Genomic DNA, 22597 nt, shown 5'->3' with positions numbered 1-22597 from the left:
TATAAAAAATAATAAAATATGTATTTATGGTGTAGCTATGTTAAAAAAATCAATTTTAAGCCTTTTAATTTTTGCTTTTTCAGGGAACCAAGCTATTGCTAGTACTTTATTACAAGGCTATGTTTATGTTAATAAACCTGTTGCTAATGCATCAGTGATAATTCGTGATGTAAATAATAAAACCTTAACTACTACAACTGATGAGCGTGGATTTTATCAGCAAGATATTTCACAATTATCTGCACCATTAGTTTTGTTTTCTGATAATAATTTACTTCATAGAGGTGGGCAAAAAGGAATATGTGCTGGTAATTGTATTACATCATTAGTTAATGTATTACAAAAAAATAAGGTTAATACAGCCAATATTAACCCATTTACAGATTATTTTGTAAGTGAAATAGCTAACCAAATGTCTCTTATTGGCCCTGAACAGCTGATTGAGAAAGGTATTTTTTCAACTATAGATGATGATATTTTAGCCCGCGCAAGGCGGAAATTATACATAAGGTTTGATCATGCATTGCAACAAGTTGGGATTACTGATCAATTATTTGATCCTGTGAGTGGAAATGATCCTAAAATAACTCGTTTATTTGATTTGATTATTTTCAATCGAGGGTATGATTCTACTAGTGGGCAAGTTGGGGCTACAGTGCTATTGGATATGCGTTTTAAGCCTATTAGTGATCAATCTATTTTTGATTATGGACTCGTTGTTAAGCAAAAAAACGAAAATATTAATGCTCAAAGACGGATATTTATTCTTAGTGATTCAACTGCTTCTTATTATGATGCTAAAGTCTATCCGAGAATGGGGTGGGGGCAGGTTTTTGATCGGTTTATTGATAAAAGTGCCAATATTGTGGTGATAAATGGTGCTCAATCGGGGCGTTCTAGTCGTAGTTTTTATGATGAAGGCTGGTTTGATTTAATGGCACCATTAATGCAAAAAGGTGATTATATGATCATCGCTTTTGGTCATAATGACGAGAAATGTGATTCAAGTAACACCAAGCGTGGACAGGCCGATGTAAGCCATTTATGTACATATCCTAATGATGCAAATAATCATAAGCAGTTTCCTATAGATAATGAAAATATGTCTTTTCAAACGTCACTTGAGCGCTATATTAATTTTGCTAAACAGAAGCAAATGACGCCAATTTTAATGACTCCTGTTACACGATTCCGCGATGCTAATAATAAAATTGCTTTCCAAAATCAAAGTATCGATCCAGTTAGTCATACTCATTATACGAGTAATAAATTAGGTTTTGCTTACTGGGGTGATTATTCTCAAACAATAAAATATACGGCTAAAGTTCATCAAATTGCTTTAATAGATCTAGAGTCATTAAGTATTGAGTTTGCTAATCAACATAAAAATGATTGGCAATCTTACTGGCTGGTTGTTGATCCTAATGATGCAAAATTTCCGTATTACAAAACACAGTCTTCAGGGGTAATTGATCATCCTGATACGACTCATTTTCAAGAAAAAGGCGCATTAGCAATAGCTAAAATTATAGCTAATGCTATTAACCATGATTTTACCTTAAAAAAAGGCATCGTTATTGATCAAAGTCAGATCAACCAATAAAAAATAAGGTATTTATTAAATGAAAAAATTAATGGCAGTCATTTTAATTTCTTTTGCTATAAATTCACATGTTTCAACATGTCATGCTTTATTGCCATCATCAGTCAAAGTTAAACAAGCTCTTGATGTTGCTCCAATAGGAGGGTTTGGTAGTTATGATTTAAAGAAAAATAGCGGAACGATCGGTGGATCTCAAGCTAATAAAAATATGATTTTTTTTGTAAGTAATAAACAAGATCTTTTGGATGCAATCGTGATAAATAAAGATCAGCCGCGTATTATTCAAGTCTTTGGAAAAATTGATCTTAGTGATAACAAGCCATATAAAAACTTTGAAGATCAAAAATCACGATCCTTAATAAATATTCCTAGTAATACCACATTAATTGGTATTGGTGATAATGCAGGTTTTATCAATGGTTCGATAGTGCTGTCTAAGGTAAATAATGTCATTATTCGTAATTTGAAAATTGAAGCACCGGTTGATATTGAACCAAAATTTGAAAAGGGTGATGGTTGGAATGCAGAATGGGATGGTATTAACATTATTACTTCAACTTATGTTTGGATTGATCATGTGACTTTTACTGATGGTCAATTTACCGATGATAAGTATCAAGAAAAAGATGGATGGAAATATGTTCAGCATGATGGTTTATTAGATATTAAGCGAGGTAGTGATTTTATTACTATTTCTTATTGTTTATTTGAAAATCATGATAAAACTATATTGATTGGTCATAGCGATAAGAATGAAGATCAAGATGAAAATAAGTTAAATATCACTCTGCATCATAATGTTTTTTCCAATATTCGCCAACGGGCACCGAGAGTAAGATTTGGAAAAATCCATCTTTATAACAATTTGTTTAAAGGTTCTATTTATCAGTCAAAAACAGCTTATCCTTATCTGTATTCAGTAGGTTTAGGCATTAAAAGTAGTGTTATTTCTGAAAGTAATCAGTTTATGATTGATGGTCTGAAAGATAGTTGCAAAATTGCTAAGTTGTTCAAAGGCGATAACCTCCGTGATAGTCATTCTTTATTTAATCAACTAACTCTTAATTTGTCGTCTTGTGGTTTTGATAACAACGTTACTTGGTCTGTTCCTTATCAATATCATTTAGATGATATTAATTATTTTACTAATAATTACAATGATTTAGTTGGAAATGGAAAACTTTGATAATTCAAATAAACAAAAATTAGGATATATATATAATGAAAAAAATATTAACTTCGGCACTTTGTATATCAGCTCTTTATATCGGTACTGCTGGTGCACAAGAATGGAAGGTGGTAGCTTTTGGTCAGTCAACTGATTTAAATTTTGCTTCACTTATTAAACCTGAAAAAGTAGGAATAAATAATGCTTGGATAGCAGGTCAAAAAGAATATTTAATTCCTAACCAAATTTATGAATTACCTGCTGATTTTTATCTTGAAAGCAGGGGCGGTAAAATAGCCAACTCTCATGATGGAATGGTTGTTTTTTATACTAAACTTCCAGTTAATCAGACTTTTACATTAGAAAGTGATGTAACATTAGAACAAATTGGACCTGAAGTTGATGGTAAAACACCAGCAGCTCAAGAGGCAGTTGGCTTATTTGCCCGAGATACTATTGGGGTTGCCAGGAGAGAGCCTCAACCTGCCGGCTATGAGGAGTTTCCTAATGCTTCGAATGTAATTATGAATGCATTAATTACGCAGAATAAAAAAAATGATGATTTAGTAAAAGTAACAGCATTAGTACGTGATGGTGTGATAAAAGCTTGGGGCAATGAAGGTATATCAATTAATAAAAATGATTATGTTCAGAACGTCAATTATGTTGAAGTTAAAAATATACATTTAACCCTAACAAGAACTTCAGATAAATTTATTTTAGAGATGAAGGATAATACAACAGGTACAGCAAAAAAATGGCAAATGAATGATTATTCTGGTTTTATGAATCAACAAGATAATGAGAGTCTTTATGTCGGTTTTTTTGCTTCTAGAAATGCCAAAGTTGAGTTTAAAAATTCTGCTTTAACGCTTGGCAATGAACATGTTAATTATGATAAATTACCAGTTAAACCACCAGTAATTGTAGATATTAAACCCACTTTAATATTATCTTCACCGCAAGAGGTATACAATAAAAACTATACGTTACAATTTTTTCCAAATACTTCTGGTACTGTTTTTGTAAAAGAGCTTAATAAAACACTTTATGCCAAAGTTGGTGAATTATTACAATTTACAACTGAGTTAAAACAAGGAAGTAATACTTTTAGCGTTGAGTTTAAAGATAAAACTAAAAAAAATAACCAAAACTTTACTATAAATTTGGGTAAATCAACTATCGAAAACCTATCTAATATTATTGTTTCACCAACAGGTAAAAATACCAATAAGGGAACAAAACAATCGCCCGTTGATTTACAAACAGCAGTTAATAGTATTGAACCCAATGGGGTGATTTATTTAATGGATGGTTATTATGATGGTGTAACGATTCCTGCAACATTAAGTGGTTTACCAGGAAAATTTAAAACTATTGAGGCGATGAATAAACATAAAGCTGTTTTTATCAATAAAACATTTGATTTAGATAGTTCTTATTGGTCGATAAAACAAGTTATTTTTGACGGTAATATTGATGGTAAAGATAATAAACCTGCTTATTTAAGAATTTCTGGTAACCATAATATAATTGATCAAGTTGTCACTCGTAATAATAGTGATACAGGATTAGCTATTTCAGCCAAAAGTAAAAACCGACTATTTTGGCCTTCTTATAATTTAGTTATAAATTCAGATTCTTATAATAATATGGATAAATCAGGCAAAAATGCTGATGGTTTTGCCGCAAAATTAGGTGTTGGAAAAGGTAATGTGTTTAGAGGGTGTATTGCTCATAATAATACAGATGATGGATTTGATTTGTATAATAAAATTGAAGATGGCCCTAATGAACCTGTTTTAATCGATAGTTCTGTTACTTATTCTAATGGTTTCCCTTTTTCTAAACCAAATATTGCTAAAGGTAGTATTGGTAATGGTTTTAAATTAGGTGCTGAAGGTCAACCAGTTAACCATAAAATTATTAATTCCATTGCATTAAATAACAATATGGATGGTTTTTCTGATAATTTTAATACTGGTTCTTATAGCATTAATAATAATATAGCTATTAATAGCGCAAGATATAACTATATTTTACGAGCTAATCCATATACTTTTTTAAAACCGGTTGTTACTTTTGAACATAATTATTCTATTCGTGATAGCTGGCAATCAGTAATTGAAGATTCTTTGGGACCACAAGTCAGTGTAAAAGATTTTCAATCTATTACCCGTAATCAATTATGGAAAGATGATGTTGAATTTACAATTACACGAGATCAAAATGGAAATATAGTCTTACCAACAGCATTAAAAGAATTAATTGATAAACACTTTGTTAAATAATTAGTATTAAATAATTATTGTTAAAGCTTAGCGCTAAGCCCATTATTAGGTTTAGCGCTTTTTATTGAGATAATTATTCAACAGTAGTTTTCACTAAAAATTTTTTATTTAGTAATATTATTAAGTTTTTGTGAATTTACTTACATTTAGTATTTTATAACTATCTAACTGTGGGGATAAATAAATTTAATAGGTTCTTATATCGTCAATGTGATTATGGCAAGTTTATTATTTGCCATTTCTTGCAACTAAAGTTACTTTTTGAAATGGCAAAATAATTCTAATTAATTTAATAAGCTTTTGATGTAGGCTGTAATTTGAGGATCTTGGCTGTTTTCAAATAGACATTTTTGGAAACGTTCACCTTTGATTGCATCTTTAAGTAATGATTGATCAATGGATTTTAATGATTCAATTAAGTTTTTACCTACAGCATTTTTCATTTCGTTTAAAATGCTAGCATTCGCATTTTGTGATTCACGACGCTCTGGTGGATAACCTAAACCTTTTTCACCTTCAAATGCTTTTTCAAAAATATAACGTGCATTAAGCTCAGCTCCCCAACCGAAGCCTTTGGCAAAAGCCAGTGATAATGCATTACCATTATTAACTTGAGCAAATAAATAAGCATCAGTTGGTTCAAGACAGTAACCACAGTTAACACCAGGAAAAGCATTTAATGCCATAAGAGCTCCCTGTCCTGTACCACAGCCGGTAATAACAAAATCAACAGCTTTACTATTTAATAAAATAGCGCTAATAATGCCTAAATGAACATAAGTTAATTTGTTGTCGTTATCGCCATCCATTCCTACGTTGAAAACAGTATGTCCATGTTTTTCAGTTACATTTTTTAATTCATTTAGAATAATCGGATTTTTAGCTGCTTGGCTAAATTCATTCATTAGTGCTATTTTCATGATTTACCTCTATTTTTTAGTAATAACAAATTATAAAAAACAGTTTTTGTTATTGTTATTAATGTATTTTATTTTTATTATAATCCATAAAAAAAATATATCAATTTTTTAACTAAAATAAAATAATGTTTTAATAAATTTATTGCAATGTGATAAAAATCACAAAACCATCTTTTTTTTTATATTACTATAGCCAAAAATAATAATTTAACGTCTTTTATTAATTTAATTTTTTTTAAATTTAGGGAGTTTATATGGCTAAGGGAAATATTGTGAAATTATCATTTTCTTCTTTTATTGATGATGATTCAAAAAATGAAATTATCCGTTTAACACCTGAAGGTGTTTTATGCCATCGTAATTATTTTTACCAAAAATGTTTTACAAATGATGGAAAAAAAATTCTTTTCGCCGGAGAATTTGATACTAATCGCAACTATTATTTACTTGATATTGAAAGCCAGACAGCAAAACAACTAACAGAAGGATCTGGTGATAATACTTTTGGTGGTTTTTTATCTCCTGACGATAAATTTTTATATTACGTTAAGAATGAACGGAATTTACAACAAGTAAACCTCGATACTCTAGAAGAAAAAAATGTCTATACTGTGCCTGAACAATGGGTTGGTTATGGTACTTGGGTGGCCAATAGTGATTGTACTGAAATTGTCGGTATTGAAATTGATAAAAAAGACTGGACTCCGTTAACTGATTGGAACATTTTTAAAGCATTTTATAATAAAAATCCCCATTGTCGTTTGATCAAAATTGATATAGTAACAGGTGTTTCTACAACTGTTATTGACCAAAATGTTTGGTTAGGACATCCTATTTTTAGGCCTTTTGATGACAATACTGTTGCTTTCTGTCATGAAGGACCTCATGACTTAGTGGATGCAAGAATATGGTTAGTGGATCGTGATGGTAAAAATGAACGTAAAGTTCATGATAATTTAGCTGGTGAAAGTTGCACTCACGAGTTTTGGGTTCCGAATGGATCAGGACTTGCTTATGTTTCATATATAAAACATAAGCAAGAGCGTTATATTCGTCTTTATAATCCTGTTACCAATGAAGATAAAGAAATTATGGAAATGCCTGCTTGCTCACATTTAATGAGTAACTTTGATGGATCTCTTTATATTGGTGACGGAACAGGAAGCCCTGTGGATGTAGTTGATACTACTGGTTATAAAATTGAAAATGATCCTTGGCTATATATTTTGGCGCCTAAAACCAAAACGGCCCATAAATTAGTCAAACATAATAGCTCTTGGCGAGTATTAGATGGCGATCGCCAAGTGACTCATCCACATCCATCGTTTTCGCCTGATAATCAATATGTTTTATACTCGTGTGATGCGCAAGATGAGCCAGCACTTTATTTAACAAAAGTGCCAGCTAACATTTTAAAAGAAATGTAATAGCCCCTGTTTTGTTCGTCATAAATATAATGGAGAAATAACTATGTCGATTTTAAATAAATTTTCACTTAAAAATAAAGTTGCACTTGTTACTGGTGCTTCTTACGGTATTGGTTTTGAAATTGCTAAATCCCTTGCTTCAGCTGGGGCAAAAATCGTATTTAATGATGTTGTACCAGAAAATTTACAGAAAGGACTTGATTTGTATAAAGTTGAAGGTATTAACGCGCATGGATATTTATTTGATATTACAGATGAAGAATCCGTTGAAAAAGCTATTGCACAAATTGAACAACAACATGGCGTGATTGATATTTTAGTGAATAATGCTGGAATTATTCAACGTAAATCAATGTTGGAAACCAGTGCCGCTGATTATAGAAAAATTATTGATATTGATTTAACAGGTCAGTTTATTATGGCAAAAGCAGTATTGCCTTCTATGATCAAAAAAGGTAGCGGAAAAATTATTAATATTTGTTCTATGATGAGTGAGTTAGGTAGAGAAACAGTAGTAGGATATGCATCAGCCAAAGGTGGTTTAAAAATGTTAACCAAAAACATTTGTTCTGAATTTGGAGGCGCTAATATTCAATGTAATGGCATTGGTCCTGGTTATATTGCTACACCACAAACGGCGCCATTACGTGAAAAACAAGCTGACGGATCTCGTCACCCATTTGATCAGTTTATTATTGCTAAAACACCTGCCGGACGTTGGGGTACTCCAGATGATTTAGCTGGAGCGGCTGTTTTTTTAGCATCTGATGCATCAAATTTTGTTAATGGTCATATTTTGTATGTTGATGGTGGTATTTTAGCATATATCGGTAAACAGCCTTAATTGAATATTATCTAAAAATTGACTGATATAAGAGATAAAAAGTTTTTGCTTTATTATCTCTTTAATTTTTTAACTATTTAGGAGATATGCATGTTTTGTTTTAATTCAGATTGTGAATTAATTGATTTAGGTAATGGTGTTAAACGTAAGGTATTGGCACATGATGGAAATCTGATGGCAGTTGAAGTTCATTTTGAAGCTGGTGCAATTGGTGTTGTCCATCATCATCCACATGAACAGTTAACGTATGTTTTATCAGGTGAATTTGAGTTTACTATTGGTGATGAAACTAAAATTGTTCGTGCTGGTGATTCTTTATACAAGAAACCAAATATTGAACACGGTTGTGTTTGTAAACAGGCTGGCGTATTAATTGATATGTTCACCCCGCAAAGATTGGATTTTTTGTAAAATAGCTAGTAACTAGTCATGATTATATATGATATAATTTTAAGAATTTCAATTCGTTCTAATTTATCATTTTATAATTAAATAATGACTAATTATAGTAAGGAGATGTGCTTATCATGAACGATAGTTCACCAGAATCCGTTGCTTCAGTTTTGAAAGTTTTTGGGATTTTAGAGGCTTTATCTGAGTCAAAAGACATTGCAATATCAGAATTATCGCAAAAAGTAATGATGCCCAAAAGCACAGCTTATCGTTTTTTACAAACCATGAAATCGTTAGGTTACGTTAATCAAGAAGAAGATTCAGATAAGTATTCACTGAATTTGAAACTGCTTGATTTAGGTAACCGAGTACTTTATCACCAAAATTTTTTGGCTATTGCTGATTTAGAAATGAGAAAATTACGGGACAAAACTAAAGAAACTATCCATTTAGCTGTTCGTGAAGGTGATCAAATAATCTATGTTAATAAAGTTGCTTCCGAACAATATAGTCTTTGTTTAACTTCTAAAATTGGTAATCAAGCTGCAATTCACGCTAGTGGGCTCGGTAAAGTTTTATTAGCTTGGTTAGACGATGAAAGTAAAAAAAACTTGGTTAATAATATTGATTTTGTAAGGTATACACCAAAAACGATTACTAGCAAAGAGGCTTTTTTATTAGAACTTGATGAAATTAAACGTTGTGGATATGGTAAAGATGATGAAGAATCTGAGCTTGGATTACGATGTTTTGCTGTGCCGATTTATAATCGTTTAGGTAATATCATTGCCGCATTGAGTTTATCAACGTCTATTTTTAGATGTAATACTGCGGAAGAAGAAGCGAAACTGGTTAGTGAAATCAGTCAATCTGCGGCAAAAATATCGGAATTGATTGGTTTCAATAAGCAATCAAAATCTTTGGATTAATTGCAGTAATTATTGATATATCACTCCCAAACAAACAGCTTGGCTTGCGCCAGTTACCTCGGGAATGTTTGATGGAATATTGTTGATTCGACAATAAGCAAGCCAAGCAAAAGCTATTGCCTCCATGTCTTCTCCATTTATGCCTTTTGTATCGGTCGTTAACACTGCCCATGACGGTAATAAGGCCGATAATCTTTGCATAATTAGTGGATTTTTAGCACCTCCACCGCAAACTAAAAGCTCACAAGGCAATGTGCTGACTATAGGGAATTTATTAATTTCATTGGCAATGGATAAAGCGGTAAATTCAACGAGTGTTGCTTGAATATCTTGTGCTTTTAAATGTGTTCCTGTTAATTTTTTATGTAACCAAGGTAAATTAAATAGCTCTCGTCCTGTGCTTTTTGGTGCGGGTATTTGAAAGTAGTCTTCTTGATATAAAAGCTTTAATAAGTCTTGATTTATTTTACCTGTTTTTGCCCATAAACCACTTTTATCATAGTTTTTACCTAAATGTTCTTTTATCCAACAATCAAGTAATACATTGCCTGGACCTGTATCGTAACCAATAACAGTATGGTTAGGAATTAATACTGAAATATTACTTATTCCCCCAATATTTAATACTACACGATTGATTTGCGGATCTTGTAGTACTGCTTTATGGAAAGCTGGAACAAGTGGTGCGCCTTGTCCGCCATAAGCCATATCTTTACGACGAAAATCAGCAATAGTGGTTATACCTGTTTTTGCAGCAATAATATTGGCATCACCAATTTGTAAAGTAAATGGATAATCGCCGTTTGGTGCATGGTAAATTGTTTGTCCGTGACAGCCAATAGCTTTAATTTTTTGTTTATCAATATTATTATCTTTTAAAAACTGATTTATGCTATCAGCAAACAGTTTGCCTATTTGATGATCTATCTCACCTAAATTTTGTAATGTGGTTTGCTGGGTTTCACATAATGTTAGTAAATGCTGTTTTAAATCAGCGGGCATTGGATAGCAGTTGCTCGCGATTGATGTAACGTTTTGGGCAGTAATATTAACTAAAGCAATATCAATTCCATCCATGCTAGTACCTGACATCACACCAATATATAAATTTTGCATAACTTTATCCTTGTCGAATGATTTTTCCTGTTTTGATGTCTTTTATTTCCGATGGTTGTGATCGATGACCTGTGTCACCGTCTAAAATAGGAAAATTTTGACCAAATTGTTTGGCGACTTCGATGGCTGTTTTGCAAGGATTATGAGTAGAAAGATTAGCGCTAGTTGATACTATTGGTTTGCCATAAAGATCACAAAGCTTGCAAACTAAAGGATGATTAGTGACGCGTACCGCAATAGAATCAAATTTACCTGTCAAAAAATAAGGCGTATTTTTATTTTTAGGAAAAACCCAAGTAACAGGTCCTGGCCAGCTAGTAAGTACTAACTGTTTTTGTTCATTGGTAATGGCTGATTCATCTATGTAAGGAATTAGTTGTTGGTAACAGCTAGCAATTAAAATCAAGCCTTTATCTATTGATCGTTGTTTTAGTTGTAGCAACTTTAATACGGCTGATTCATAATCCGGATCACAACCTAGACCAAAAACGGCTTCAGTTGGGTAAGCGATCACTTCACCATTTTTTAAATAATTACTTATTTCCGATAGCGTTAATAAATTAGCCATTAAATTTGAATATTAACTGAGTACAATTGGTATTTATATTAAACCTAGGTTTTAGGTTTTGCAAATTAGCATGATTTAGCTTTTAAATGGTGACAATAGTGAATGCTATGGTCTATAGTCATTCCCAGTTCATTTGTGGAAAATGGTTAGCTGTAAGTTCAACGACCTGTTGCATATTAATAATTTTAAGCCTTGAATCAATAATATTACTTAGTCCACGTGCTTTAATATCACTGTCAATGATATAGCAATGCTCTGTTTTATGGATAATATCATTTAATAATGGATTGTTTTGTATAGCTAGAACAACGCCATTTTGCCAGAATAATACGGCATCTTGAGTCGATATTAATTGTGGGTTTATGGTTGAATGATTTGCTGTCGAGATTGTATGTAGCATTATTTTTCACTTTTTATATTAAAACGTAAGTTTTCTTGAAACTTTTTGATAAAATCTAGATTATCTGTTTGGTACATCTTTAATGGTTATTAGTATATAATAAGGAGTATTTATTGAGCAAAGAGTTCATCATGAATCCGATTATTTTAACCGATGAGCAACAAACGATTTTGTTTGGTAGTAAGCTTGCCAAACTGTGTTTAAACTATTTGTCTAAACATGATGATACTATTGTTATCTACTTAAGTGGCGATCTTGGTGCGGGTAAAACGACTTTTAGTCGTGGTTTTTTACAACAATTAGGTCATACAGGTAACGTAAAAAGTCCAACTTATACATTAGTAGAACCCTATCATTTTGATGACTTTTCTGTTTATCATTTTGATTTGTATAGACTTTGTGACCCAGAAGAGCTGGAGTTTATGGGGATTCGTGAGTATTTTGCTTCACGATCGATTTGTTTAATTGAGTGGCCAGAGCAAGCAAACGGTATCTTACCTAGTGCTGATCTTGAAGTCCATTTGGCTTATTTAGCATTTGAACGTACAGCTTCTGTGCAGGTAGCAAGCGAAAAAGGTCAAGCGATTATTAATTTATCACAATAGAAATAAACAATAAAAAGACAATGAAAAAACTAATCACTTTTTTTATGTTATTACTGCTTTGTAGCTCTGCTTATGCAGCTAAAGTTGTGATTGCCGTTGATGCGGGGCATGGCGGTAAAGATTCTGGCGCAATAGGAAAAAATAAGTTATATGAAAAAACTGTTACGTTTTCAATTGCAAAAAAATTGACTAATTTGTTAAACAAAGACCCTAACTTTAAGGGTGTTCTAACTCGTACTAGCGATAATTTTATTTCTGTTTCGCAACGATCCGAAATCGCTCGTAAAAATAAAGCTAATTTATTAATTTCAATTCATGCCGATGCTGCACCAAATAGAAATGCATCTGGTGCTTCGATCTGGGTTTTGTCAACTAAACGTGCTGACACGGAACTTGGTCGTTGGCTTGAACAAGATGAAAAACAGTCGCAACTATTAGGTGGAGCTGGTGATGTGCTTAGTGATGATCATGATCCTCATTTAAGCCAAGCAGTGTTAGATTTACAATTTTCTTATTCTCAACAAGTGGGTTACGAGTTAGCAAAGCAAGTGTTAAAAGAGATGAAAGGAACAATAAAGTTACATAAATCTGCTCCAGAACATGCAAGTTTAGGTGTATTACGTTCTCCAGATATCCCATCGATTTTAGTTGAAGTTGGCTTTATTTCTAATCAAAATGAAGAAAGTTTGCTTGGTAGTAATGACCATCAAGATAAGATAGCTAAAACTATCTATCAAGGTATAAAAAATTACGTTAAGCAAAATCCAAAATTTGGAGAACAGCATTAATGGCAATTCATATTCTTTCACCCCAATTAGCTAATCAAATTGCTGCTGGTGAGGTGGTAGAACGCCCTGCTTCTGTTATTAAAGAGTTAGTTGAAAATAGTCTTGATGCGGGAAGTACTCAAATTGATATTGACCTTGAACAAGGTGGTTGTAAATTAATTCGCATTCGTGATAATGGTTGTGGTATTGCTAAAGATGAATTAGCGCTGGCACTTGCTCGTCATGCGACAAGTAAAATCAGTACGTTAGATGATTTAGATGCTATTATTAGTCTTGGATTTCGTGGTGAGGCACTAGCGAGTATAAGTTCAGTTGCAAGATTGACATTAACTTCACGTACCGCTAAACAATCTGAAGCATGGCAAGTTTATGCTGAAGGGCGGGATATGAAGCCGATGATTAAACCTGCAGCCCATCCAGTAGGATCGACTGTCGAAGTACTTGATCTGTTTTATAATACACCGGCAAGACGTCGTTTTTTAAAAACAGAAAAAACTGAGTTTATGCATATTGAAGAGTTTGTTCGGCGTATTGCACTTGCTCGCCCTGATGTTACCTTTAATTTACAACATAATGGTAAACTCGTTAAGCAGTATCGTTCATCAACTCTTGAAAAAAGAGTCGAATTAGTTTGTGGCCGATCTTTTATGCAAAAAGCTGTAAAACTAGATTGGCAGCATGATGATTTACTCATTCAAGGTTGGGTCACTAGTAGTGAAAGTAGTGATTTGCAATACTTTTATGTTAATGGGCGAGTCATCAAAGATAAATTACTTAATCATGCATTGCGCCAGGCTTATATTAGCCGTACAAATGAACAACAAAGTTATGTGGTATTTTTACAAATAGATCCAAAACAAGTCGATGTTAATGTTCACCCTGCTAAACATGAAGTTCGTTTTCATGAGGCAAGACTGGTTCATGATTTTGTTTATCAAGCGATTGTAATGGCTCTTGAATCAGATCTATCTGTAACAGAAGAAAAAGTAACCATAACATCCAATCGACAAGCAGCCGGTGAAAATATCTTTAATCAAAAAACAGTTGCTAATTCTTATAAAACAAGTAGCCAATTATCGAAAAAACCAAGCAATTATGCTAAAGAAAATGCATTGTATGGTGAGTTAGTCAATGTTGCACTTCCCCAAGAGACAGTGCAAATTGAGCAAAAACAGTCATGTTTATCAATAGAAGAAGATGAAATAACAGAACCACAAAAAGCGGTTATTGAAGCATTATTTCCTAAACGGAATACGCCGCTACAATCATTACAACAGCAACTTGATAGTTCATCATTAGTACAATTTGGTCGAGTATTAACAGTTATCCATCCTGATATTGCACTGCTTGAAAAGTATGAAGATAATCAGCAAAAATTAATGTTGATGAAATTGCCTATTGCTCAGCAAAAAGTGACTGCAATTAAATTATTATCACAAGACTCTGAAAAATTGCTTATCCCATTAACAATTTTAATTAATCATAAAGAGCAGCAAGTTCTTTCTAGTTATAAAGAACAGTTGGATTTTTTAGGTTTTGATTTTTATATTGATAAAGCAAAATTATATTTACAAAATGTTCCTAAAATGTTGCGCACCATCAATTGGCAACAATTATTACCTGCTTTAATTGCTTTTATATCAGATTCAGAAAATAGGGTGTTAGATCCTACACAAATAGCGGCGTGGTTGGCTAGCCAATCTGATGATGGTCGTGCTATGAACTGGAGTGTGGCTAAAGTCATTCCATTGCTTGCTCAATTAGAACAGGTGGATATCAATTTGTTACAACAGGAATCATTTTTATATCCGATTGATATACAATCTTTAACTCAATTAATTTTATCATGAATAAACAAAAAGTTATTTCGTTAATGGGGCCAACGGCATCTGGTAAAACAGCATTTGCTATGATGCTTTGCGATCGTTATCCTATTGATATTATAAGTGTCGATTCTGCGCTAATTTATCGCGGTATGGATATTGGTACCGCAAAACCAACTAAAGAAGAGCAACAAAAGTATCCACATAAGTTGATTGATATTTGTGATCCAGCTGAGAGTTACTCAGCTGCTAATTTTAGACATGATGCAATTGTGGAAATTGAAAAAACACTAAAAAAAGGTCGAATTCCATTGTTAGTTGGTGGGACAATGCTCTACTTTAAGGCTTTAATTGAAGGGCTTTCACCGCTTCCTGCTGCCAATTATGAAATTCGTGAACAAATAGAGGAAAAAGCTCATAAATTAGGGTGGCAAGCAATCCACGAAGATCTTAAAAAAATTGATCCAATTTCAGCAGAAAGAATTCATCCTAACGATCCACAGCGCCTAAATCGTGCTTTAGAAGTCTATTTAATCTCAGGTAAAAGTCTAACAGAACTTACAAAAGAAGGTGGTGAAGCATTACCATATGATATTATGCAGTTTGCTATTATGCCCGAAGATCGGGCGCAATTACATGACCGTATCGAACAACGTTTTTTACAGATGTTAGATAATGGATTTGAAGATGAAGTTAAGGAACTTAAACAGCGATCGGATTTACATTTAAACTTGCCATCTATGCGTTGTGTTGGATATCGTCAAATGTGGGAGTATTTAAATGGCGATATTAGTTATGATGAAATGGTATTTAAAGGAATTTGTTCTACTCGCCAATTAGCTAAAAGACAAATTACGTGGCTTCGGGGGTGGAAACAACCTATAACATGGTTAGATAGTAATAGTATTACGGATAGTGCTTTTGATCATATTTTTTGAGCCTTATTGAAAATAATTCTTTTTATTTTGTAAAGAAATTTTAGATTTGTGCGATGTTTTATCTTTTTTTTGTTTTATTTTTGTAAATTTATTAAATTTTTAGTTATTTTTGCATAAATTTCAATTGGCAGGTTTAAGAGCTGAGTTTTTTATGTTATTTTGGTACATGTTATAGGTATCTTATATTTAAATTTAAATAGATATTTATTTTTTATATAGTTATTTTATCTTCATATTATTATCATCTTAAAGGATAAACTCATGTCAAAAGGGCAGTCATTACAAGATCCTTATCTAAATTTGCTTCGTCGAGAGCACATTCCTGTATCAATCTATTTAGTTAATGGTATCAAGTTACAAGGACAAATTGAATCATTTGATCAATTTGTTATTTTGTTAAAAAATACTGTAAGCCAAATGGTATATAAACATGCTATTTCAACAGTTGTACCATCTAGACCTATTTCTGGATTGCTATCTCAACCTGAAGAGGAAGGCGAAAGCTGATATTTCTGGAGAATCTGATTGTTTGAGCGATATAAAGGCGGTGAAACTGCCTTATTAGTCCATGTATTCTTCCCTCAAGAAAATGATATCGAGGATCTTAAAGAGTTTGAAGTATTAGTTTCTTCAGCTCAAATAGATATTCTCGATATCATAACAACTTCAAGAAAATCGCCTCAAACCAAATATTTTGTTGGTGAAGGTAAAGCGCAAGAAATAGCTGAAAAAGTTAAACAACTTGATGCTTCTGTTATTTTAGTCAATCATACTTTAACCCCCTCGCAAGAACGCAATCTAGAACAGTTGTGTAAATGTCGCGTTGTTGATAGAACTGGATTGATTCTTGATATTTTTGCTCAACGGGCCAGAACACATGAAGGTAAATTGCAAGTTGAGTTAGCACAGTTACAACATCTTTCGACTCGATTAGTTCGAGGTTGGACGCATTTAGAACGGCAAAAAGGGGGGATTGGCTTACGAGGTCCTGGTGAAACGCAATTGGAAACTGATAGACGACTGATTCGTCATCGTATTCAGTTGATTTTATCAAGGCTTGCAAAAGTTGAAAAACAGCGAAATCAAAATCGTCAATCAAGAAATAAAGCTGATCTCTCAACAGTATCTTTAGTTGGTTATACTAATGCGGGTAAATCAACACTATTTAATGCATTAACAAATGCGGATGTATATGCTGCTGATCAGTTATTTGCTACGCTCGATCCAACACTACGACGAATTATTGTTGATGATGTTGGCGAAGTTGTTTTAGCAGATACGGTCGGTTTTATTCGTCACTTGCCACATGATCTTATTGCGGCTTTTAAAGCAACATTACTTGAAACTCAGGAAGCGACATTGCTATTACATGTTGTTGATGCAGCTGATCCTAATTTATTGGATAATATGCATGCCGTTGATGACGTTTTGCTCGAAATTAATGCATACGAAATTCCAACATTACTTGTTATGAATAAAATCGATTTGATAGAGGGTAAACAACTAAGTATTGATCGAGATGAAAACGGTATGCCGATTCGAGTTTGGATTTCAGCGCAAAATGGTTTAGGATTAGATCAGTTATTGATTGCTTTAAAAGAAAGACTTGCTAAGCAAATTCAGGTTTGCCATTTGAGTGTGCCAGCTTATTTAGCAAAACTAAGAAGTCGTTTATATCAATTAAATGCAGTAGAAAATGAATTTATTAATGAGGATGGTAGTTTTCATCTAGATGTGAGAATTCCCTCTATTGAATGGAATCGCCTCTGTAAACAAGAACCAGATCTGTTATACTTAATCAATAAGCAAAATAACAACTAATTGTTAAATGGAGCATATAATATATGGCGTGGAATCAGCCCGGCAATAACGGACAAGATAACGACCCATGGGGTAATAATAACAAAAAACCGGCTAATAATTCTTCTAATGGTTTATTTGATAAAGTTAAGGGATTCTTAAAAAAAGGTAATTTTGGTAATAATAGAGGTAGTTCTGGAATTAAATTGCCGATGAATACTACTAAAATTATTCTATCGGTAGTTTTTTTACTCGTTATGATTTGGGGTGTAAGCGGTTTTTATACTATTAATCAAAGTGAACTTGGGGTAATTACTCGCTTTGGTAAAGTTCAACCCGAAATTCTTCAACCTGGATTAAATTGGAATCCACCATTAATCGATAAAGTGTATAAAGTTGATGTACAAAGTACGCGAAATTTTAATCTAGACGGCTTTATGATAACAACCGGTGATGATTTGGACTTTGTTGAGATGAAGGTAGAATATAGTATCGTCGATCCGATTAAATATTTATTTAATGTTACTAATGTTAAAGATAGCCTACAACAAGCAGCGGATAGCGCTTTGCGTACTGAATTTGATAGATTTGGTATGAAGGGTGTCTTTACTAATGACAGTTCGACATTAGTAAACCGTATAAAAGATGAATTGACTAATATTATCAATAATTATGATATGGGTATTAGTATAGTAGATATTAATTTCCAATCAGTTCGTCCTTCTACAGCAGTACAAGAAGCTTTTAATGGTGTTATGAAAGCTCAAGAAGATAAAAAACGTGAAATAAACAACGCGACAACTAAAAAAGCCACACAAATTCAAGAAGCAAAAGCCCAATCAGCCGTAATTTTAGCTAATGCAAATGCATATAAAGTTAAAGTGGAACTTGAAGCTGCTGGTGATGTAGTTCGTTTTGAAAAAATCTTATCACAATATAAAGAGGCTCCAGAACTTACAAAAGAACGTCTATATATTGAAACTATGGAAAGAATATTATCTAAGACTAGCAAAATTATAGTTAATGATAAAAGCGGAAATTCAGTGGTTCTACCATTAGATCAACTGTTAAAAAACAAAAATGAAAAAAATCCTGAGCCATTGACTTTACCAAACTCAAATAGTAAAGATATGTCGAATTCTTCTGAAGCAGTAAAAGATCAGTCTCAGACAACACAGGAATTACCAAAAGAGGCTAAAAATAGTACGGATAATTCCAATCTTGGAAATACTGCACGAACTCCGCGGTTTATAGGGAAGTAAGGAGATAAATATGCGCAAATTATTGATTCCTTTAATATTGATTTTAGTTGGTGTGTTTTTATCTAGTACTTATGTTGTGGAAGAGGGAACACGTGGTGTTGTTTTACGATTTAATAAAATTATAGGTGTATCAGAGCCTGGATTACATTTTAAAGTTCCAGGAATGGATAATGTCAAAGTTATTGATGCTAAAATCCAAACTATAAATAATTCTAGTAAGTTAGATCAGGAACGAAAATTCATAACTCGTGACAATAAAGACTTACTTATTGATTATTTTGTACAATGGAGAGTTGTTGATTTTAATCAATACTATAAAGCTATTGCAGGAAATAATAATATTGAAAACTTATTGTTTACTCGTTTAAATAGTCGTTTAAAGGCTGAAGTTGGTAAATTAGGTACCATTGATATTCTTAATAACACAAATAATAGCTCTCATAATTCTATTTTGATGAGTATCAAAGATGCATTAAATGGTCTTTCTCAGGCGGTGGTTCAAAATAAATCAACAGGAAATCTTGTCAATGAGGCTGAAAAAGATTCGGCAAATAATGAAATAAGTATAAGATCTTTTGGTATTGAAGTTATTGATATTCGTATAAAGAATGTTAAATTTCCTCAAGAAATATCTAAATCTATTTATGATAAAATGAAAGAAGAACAACATTCTCAAGGTGTTCAGGTAGTAAATGAAATACAAGCAGAGACTATACTGGAAGTGACAAAGATATTATCTGAAGCCGAACGCGAATCTCAAGTTATTCGTGGTGAAGGAGATGCCAATGCCGCTAAACTTTATGCAGATGCTTTTGGTAAAGATATCGAGTTTTTTAGCTTTATTCGTAGTTTAAAAGCTTATGAACAAAGCTTTACAGGTAATGATATTATGGTTATCAGCCCTGATAGTGAATTTTTTCAATATATGAAATTAAAATCTAATAAATAATTGAATGAGATAAATAATCTATGAGTAATAATGTTGTTGTGCTAGGTACACAATGGGGTGATGAAGGCAAAGGTAAAGTTGTTGATTTACTCACAGAAAAAGCAAAATATGTTGTTCGCTATCAAGGTGGACATAATGCTGGTCATACATTAGTGATTAATGGTGAAAAAACAGTATTGCATTTAATTCCATCAGGAATTTTACGTAATGATGTAATAAGTATTATTGCTAATGGTGTTGTGCTATGTCCTGATGCTCTAATGAAGGAAATGCATGAGTTAGAAAAAAGTGGTATTCCTGTTAAAGAACGGCTCCTCATTTCTGAATCTTGTCCTTTAATTTTACCTTATCATATTGCGTTGGACCAAGCACGAGAAAAAGCGCGTGGTAGTAAAGCCATTGGAACAACAGGGCGCGGTATTGGTCCAGCCTATGAAGATAAAGTAGCGCGACGAGGACTTCGGGTTGGTGATTTACGTGATCGCCAAGCTTTTGCTGAAAAATTAAAAGAAGTGATGGAATATCACAATTTCCAACTAGTTAATTATTACAAAGCAGAAGCAGTAGACTATCAACAAGTTTTAGATAATACATTAGCGATAGCTGACATTTTAGTTGCTATGATTGCAGATATTCCCGCGCTTTTGGAAGAAGCACGCAAAAAAGGCGAGAGAATTATGTTTGAAGGGGCGCAAGGTACATTACTTGATATCGATCATGGTACTTATCCTTTTGTGACTTCTTCTAATACCACAGCCGGTGGTGTTGCTACAGGTTCTGGTTTTGGTCCACGTTATGTTGGTTATGTGCTAGGCATTGTTAAAGCTTACTCTACACGTGTTGGTGCCGGTCCGTTTCCTACAGAATTATTTGATGAAACCGGTGAGTACCTCTGTAAGCAAGGTAATGAATTTGGCGCAACAACTGGTCGTCGCCGTCGTACTGGATGGCTTGATATAGTCGCTGTTCGCAAAGCAGTACAACTTAATTCTATTTCTGGATTTTGTTTAACTAAACTTGATGTTCTAGATGGACTTAAAGAAGTGAAGATCTGTATTGGTTATCAACTACCAAATGGTGAGGTCATTAAAAATGCTCCAGCGGCGGCTGAAGAGTGGAGTTTAGTTAAACCTGTTTATGAATCGATGCCTGGCTGGAATGAATCAACCTTTGGTGTTAAAAGTTATGATGCTCTTCCGCAAGCAGCTAAAGCTTATATTAAACGGATTGAAGAGTTAACTGAAACACCGATTGATATTATTTCAACAGGACCTGATCGAAGTGAAACAATGATTTTACGCGATCCATACCAAAACTAATTTAGCATCAATCAAATCGGGATAATTGTCCCGATTTTTTGTTTTTAGAATGTTGTTTTCCAGAAAAACTCACTGCGTAAGAGGAAATTATGACTAAACTAGGGACGCCATTATCACCAACTTCAACTAAAGTATTACTTTGTGGTGCGGGCGAACTTGCTAAAGAAGTTGTCATTGAGTTACAGCGATTGGGGTGTGAGGTTATTGCCGTTGATCGTTATGCAAATGCGCCTGCGATGCAAGTTGCTCATCGGTACCACATTGTTAATATGCTTGATGGGAATGCTTTAAGAAAAGTTATTGAAGAAGAAAATCCAGATTATATTGTTCCAGAAATAGAAGCCATTGCAACATCTACACTAATTGAGTTGGAAGAAGAAGGTTTTACGGTTATTCCAACAGCAAAAGCAACACAACTTACTATGAATCGTGAGGGAATTCGTCGACTTGCAGCGGAGGAATTAAAATTACCAACCTCACCCTATCGATTTGCTGCAAATGCAACTGAATTTAGAAAAGCAGTTAAAGAAATTGGTTTTCCTTGTTTAGTCAAACCCGTTATGAGCTCTTCTGGTAAAGGACAATCGCTATTAAGAGGTGAAGCAGATATTGAATCTTCATGGACATATGCACAAGAAGGTGGGCGAGCCGGTGGTGGAAAAGTAGTTATTGAAGGCTTTATAGATTTTGATTATGAAGTGACATTATTGACCGTCAGGCATATTCATGGCGTCTCATTTTGTGAACCTATTGGACATCGCCAAGAAAAAGGAGATTACCGAGAATCTTGGCAACCACAACAAATGTCTAACAAGGCATTAACCTTAGCAAAAGATATAGCAACCAAAATAACTGATGCCTTAGGCGGGCGAGGCTTGTTTGGTGTGGAATTATTTGTTAAAGGAGATCAAGTATGGTTTAACGAAGTTTCTCCTCGTCCTCATGATACTGGTATGGTTACACTTATTTCACAAAATTTATCTGAATTTGCATTACATACTAGAGCCATATTAGGGTTACCAATTCCTATTATTGAACAATATGGTGCAAGTGCTTCAGCTGTTTTAATAGTAGAAGGCGATTCAAAACAAGTCTCCTTTGCTAATTTAGATAAAGCATTGAATGAGCCACAAACTGATTTACGTCTATTTGGTAAACCAGAAGTAAAAGGAACAAGAAGGATGGGCGTTGCGTTAGCTAAATCGGTAACGGTTAAAGAAGCGATTAGTAAGGCCATTAATGTAGTAAAACAAGTAAAAATAACCTTGTAACTGGTTGTTTTGTGTAAAAAGCAATCATTCAATTTAAAAAAAGCAAAATTTCTAAAATAGGGGTTGACGTATACGAGTGAAGTGAGTAACATACGCAACCCTTGAGACAGCAAACTAAATCAACGAAGAGTTGATTGAAAATAGAAGCTGTCAGCTCTTTAAAAAGAAGAAACAGACAATCTG

Annotated in this window: 20 protein-coding genes and 1 pseudogene; 17 read left to right on the top strand and 4 right to left on the bottom strand. The window is 33.2% G+C overall.

The window, feature by feature from the left end; translation table 11 throughout:
- Positions 1–37: 37 nt before the first annotated feature.
- The 3 genes from GQ598_RS06290 to GQ598_RS06280 are packed head-to-tail and all read left to right on the top strand — an operon-like array spanning position 38 to position 5062.
- Complete coding sequence (locus GQ598_RS06290) at positions 38–1603, top strand: hypothetical protein (protein WP_160402996.1); 1566 nt, start codon at positions 38–40, stop codon at positions 1601–1603.
- 19 nt (positions 1604–1622) lie between these two features.
- Positions 1623–2789: a polysaccharide lyase family 1 protein gene (locus GQ598_RS06285; RefSeq protein WP_202112703.1), complete on the top strand. Its 1167-nt coding sequence runs from the start codon at positions 1623–1625 to the stop codon at positions 2787–2789.
- Positions 2790–2824: 35 nt separating this feature from the next.
- Positions 2825–5062, top strand: coding sequence for an exopolygalacturonate lyase (locus GQ598_RS06280; RefSeq protein WP_160402993.1), 2238 nt, complete (start codon positions 2825–2827; stop codon positions 5060–5062).
- A gap of 284 nt (positions 5063–5346) precedes the next feature.
- Here the strand turns inward: GQ598_RS06280 and GQ598_RS06275 are convergent, their stop codons facing one another.
- Positions 5347–5982 (bottom strand): RpiB/LacA/LacB family sugar-phosphate isomerase, encoded by a 636-nt coding sequence (locus GQ598_RS06275; protein WP_160402991.1) that lies wholly within the window; start codon positions 5980–5982, stop codon positions 5347–5349.
- Between the two features lie 254 nt (positions 5983–6236).
- On the opposite strand from GQ598_RS06275, the gene GQ598_RS06270 reads away from it, so the two are divergent.
- From GQ598_RS06270 to kdgR, 4 genes are all read left to right on the top strand, one after another.
- On the top strand, positions 6237–7409 hold the full coding sequence (locus GQ598_RS06270; RefSeq protein ID WP_160402990.1) for an oligogalacturonate lyase family protein: 1173 nt from the start codon (positions 6237–6239) through the stop codon (positions 7407–7409).
- A 43-nt stretch (positions 7410–7452) separates the two neighbouring features.
- Positions 7453–8253 (top strand): gluconate 5-dehydrogenase, encoded by an 801-nt coding sequence (locus tag GQ598_RS06265; RefSeq protein ID WP_160402988.1) that lies wholly within the window; start codon positions 7453–7455, stop codon positions 8251–8253.
- Between the two features lie 90 nt (positions 8254–8343).
- The gene (locus tag GQ598_RS06260; RefSeq protein WP_160402986.1) at positions 8344–8664 is read left to right on the top strand and encodes a cupin domain-containing protein; all 321 of its coding nucleotides are present in this window, start codon (positions 8344–8346) and stop codon (positions 8662–8664) included.
- A 116-nt stretch (positions 8665–8780) separates the two neighbouring features.
- On the top strand, positions 8781–9575 hold the full coding sequence (gene kdgR, locus GQ598_RS06255) for a DNA-binding transcriptional regulator KdgR (RefSeq protein WP_160402985.1): 795 nt from the start codon (positions 8781–8783) through the stop codon (positions 9573–9575).
- A 9-nt stretch (positions 9576–9584) separates the two neighbouring features.
- On the opposite strand, the gene GQ598_RS06250 is transcribed toward kdgR, so the two are convergent.
- The 3 genes from GQ598_RS06250 to tusB all read right to left on the bottom strand — a co-directional run bounded on the left by GQ598_RS06250 (position 9585) and on the right by tusB (position 11659).
- The gene (locus GQ598_RS06250) at positions 9585–10691 is read right to left on the bottom strand and encodes an anhydro-N-acetylmuramic acid kinase (RefSeq protein WP_160402983.1); all 1107 of its coding nucleotides are present in this window, start codon (positions 10689–10691) and stop codon (positions 9585–9587) included.
- A 4-nt stretch (positions 10692–10695) separates the two neighbouring features.
- Positions 10696–11259 (bottom strand): Sua5/YciO/YrdC/YwlC family protein, encoded by a 564-nt coding sequence (locus tag GQ598_RS06245; RefSeq protein ID WP_160402981.1) that lies wholly within the window; start codon positions 11257–11259, stop codon positions 10696–10698.
- A gap of 118 nt (positions 11260–11377) precedes the next feature.
- Positions 11378–11659 carry a sulfurtransferase complex subunit TusB gene (gene tusB, locus GQ598_RS06240; RefSeq protein ID WP_160402979.1) on the bottom strand — a complete coding sequence of 94 codons (282 nt, stop codon included), beginning with the start codon at positions 11657–11659 and terminating at the stop codon, positions 11378–11380.
- 128 nt (positions 11660–11787) lie between these two features.
- Between tusB and tsaE the strand changes: the two genes are divergently transcribed.
- The 10 genes and pseudogenes from tsaE (at position 11788) to purT (ending at position 22414) form a co-directional block, all read left to right on the top strand.
- Positions 11788–12264, top strand: coding sequence for a tRNA (adenosine(37)-N6)-threonylcarbamoyltransferase complex ATPase subunit type 1 TsaE (gene tsaE / locus GQ598_RS06235; RefSeq protein ID WP_160403023.1), 477 nt, complete (start codon positions 11788–11790; stop codon positions 12262–12264).
- A gap of 62 nt (positions 12265–12326) precedes the next feature.
- Positions 12327–13031: pseudogene (locus GQ598_RS06230) on the top strand (N-acetylmuramoyl-L-alanine amidase); the annotation flags it as partial.
- A 20-nt stretch (positions 13032–13051) separates the two neighbouring features.
- On the top strand, positions 13052–14902 hold the full coding sequence (gene mutL, locus GQ598_RS06225) for a DNA mismatch repair endonuclease MutL (RefSeq protein WP_160402976.1): 1851 nt from the start codon (positions 13052–13054) through the stop codon (positions 14900–14902).
- Complete coding sequence (gene miaA, locus GQ598_RS06220) at positions 14899–15813, top strand: tRNA (adenosine(37)-N6)-dimethylallyltransferase MiaA (protein WP_160402974.1); 915 nt, start codon at positions 14899–14901, stop codon at positions 15811–15813. The genes mutL and miaA overlap by 4 nt, the downstream gene beginning before the upstream one ends.
- A 261-nt stretch (positions 15814–16074) precedes the next feature.
- Positions 16075–16320: an RNA chaperone Hfq gene (gene hfq, locus GQ598_RS06215; RefSeq protein WP_085247646.1), complete on the top strand. Its 246-nt coding sequence runs from the start codon at positions 16075–16077 to the stop codon at positions 16318–16320.
- A gap of 18 nt (positions 16321–16338) precedes the next feature.
- A complete protein-coding gene (hflX, locus tag GQ598_RS06210) occupies positions 16339–17634 on the top strand; it encodes a ribosome rescue GTPase HflX (protein ID WP_160402972.1) in 1296 nt (431 codons plus the stop codon).
- 23 nt (positions 17635–17657) lie between these two features.
- Positions 17658–18875 (top strand): FtsH protease activity modulator HflK, encoded by a 1218-nt coding sequence (hflK, locus tag GQ598_RS06205; protein WP_160402970.1) that lies wholly within the window; start codon positions 17658–17660, stop codon positions 18873–18875.
- 10 nt (positions 18876–18885) lie between these two features.
- Positions 18886–19824: a protease modulator HflC gene (gene hflC / locus GQ598_RS06200; protein WP_160402968.1), complete on the top strand. Its 939-nt coding sequence runs from the start codon at positions 18886–18888 to the stop codon at positions 19822–19824.
- 20 nt (positions 19825–19844) lie between these two features.
- On the top strand, positions 19845–21143 hold the full coding sequence (locus GQ598_RS06195) for an adenylosuccinate synthase (protein ID WP_160402966.1): 1299 nt from the start codon (positions 19845–19847) through the stop codon (positions 21141–21143).
- Positions 21144–21232: 89 nt separating this feature from the next.
- Positions 21233–22414 carry a formate-dependent phosphoribosylglycinamide formyltransferase gene (purT, locus tag GQ598_RS06190; protein WP_160402964.1) on the top strand — a complete coding sequence of 394 codons (1182 nt, stop codon included), beginning with the start codon at positions 21233–21235 and terminating at the stop codon, positions 22412–22414.
- Positions 22415–22597: the final 183 nt, after the last annotated feature.

Source organism: Gilliamella sp. Pas-s95 (genome assembly GCF_009795795.1).
Lineage (GTDB): Bacteria > Pseudomonadota > Gammaproteobacteria > Enterobacterales > Orbaceae > Gilliamella > Gilliamella bombicola.
The sequence above is the reverse complement of the archived record's forward strand: the minus strand, read 5'-3'. Positions and strand labels throughout refer to the sequence as shown.

What these genes read in the sequence shown, in the direction of transcription:
- GQ598_RS06290 (WP_160402996.1), top strand. Translation starts at nt 38, where the DNA reads ATGTTAAAAAAATCAATTTTAAGCCTTTTAATTTTTGCTTTTTCAGGG.
- GQ598_RS06285 (WP_202112703.1), top strand. Translation starts at nt 1,623, where the DNA reads ATGAAAAAATTAATGGCAGTCATTTTAATTTCTTTTGCTATAAATTCA.
- GQ598_RS06280 (WP_160402993.1), top strand. Translation starts at nt 2,825, where the DNA reads ATGAAAAAAATATTAACTTCGGCACTTTGTATATCAGCTCTTTATATC.
- GQ598_RS06275 (WP_160402991.1), bottom strand. Translation starts at nt 5,982, where the DNA reads ATGAAAATAGCACTAATGAATGAATTTAGCCAAGCAGCTAAAAATCCG.
- GQ598_RS06270 (WP_160402990.1), top strand. Translation starts at nt 6,237, where the DNA reads ATGGCTAAGGGAAATATTGTGAAATTATCATTTTCTTCTTTTATTGAT.
- GQ598_RS06265 (WP_160402988.1), top strand. Translation starts at nt 7,453, where the DNA reads ATGTCGATTTTAAATAAATTTTCACTTAAAAATAAAGTTGCACTTGTT.
- GQ598_RS06260 (WP_160402986.1), top strand. Translation starts at nt 8,344, where the DNA reads ATGTTTTGTTTTAATTCAGATTGTGAATTAATTGATTTAGGTAATGGT.
- kdgR (WP_160402985.1), top strand. Translation starts at nt 8,781, where the DNA reads ATGAACGATAGTTCACCAGAATCCGTTGCTTCAGTTTTGAAAGTTTTT.
- GQ598_RS06250 (WP_160402983.1), bottom strand. Translation starts at nt 10,691, where the DNA reads ATGCAAAATTTATATATTGGTGTGATGTCAGGTACTAGCATGGATGGA.
- GQ598_RS06245 (WP_160402981.1), bottom strand. Translation starts at nt 11,259, where the DNA reads ATGGCTAATTTATTAACGCTATCGGAAATAAGTAATTATTTAAAAAAT.
- tusB (WP_160402979.1), bottom strand. Translation starts at nt 11,659, where the DNA reads ATGCTACATACAATCTCGACAGCAAATCATTCAACCATAAACCCACAA.
- mutL (WP_160402976.1), top strand. Translation starts at nt 13,052, where the DNA reads ATGGCAATTCATATTCTTTCACCCCAATTAGCTAATCAAATTGCTGCT.
- miaA (WP_160402974.1), top strand. Translation starts at nt 14,899, where the DNA reads ATGAATAAACAAAAAGTTATTTCGTTAATGGGGCCAACGGCATCTGGT.
- hfq (WP_085247646.1), top strand. Translation starts at nt 16,075, where the DNA reads ATGTCAAAAGGGCAGTCATTACAAGATCCTTATCTAAATTTGCTTCGT.
- hflK (WP_160402970.1), top strand. Translation starts at nt 17,658, where the DNA reads ATGGCGTGGAATCAGCCCGGCAATAACGGACAAGATAACGACCCATGG.
- hflC (WP_160402968.1), top strand. Translation starts at nt 18,886, where the DNA reads ATGCGCAAATTATTGATTCCTTTAATATTGATTTTAGTTGGTGTGTTT.
- GQ598_RS06195 (WP_160402966.1), top strand. Translation starts at nt 19,845, where the DNA reads ATGAGTAATAATGTTGTTGTGCTAGGTACACAATGGGGTGATGAAGGC.
- purT (WP_160402964.1), top strand. Translation starts at nt 21,233, where the DNA reads ATGACTAAACTAGGGACGCCATTATCACCAACTTCAACTAAAGTATTA.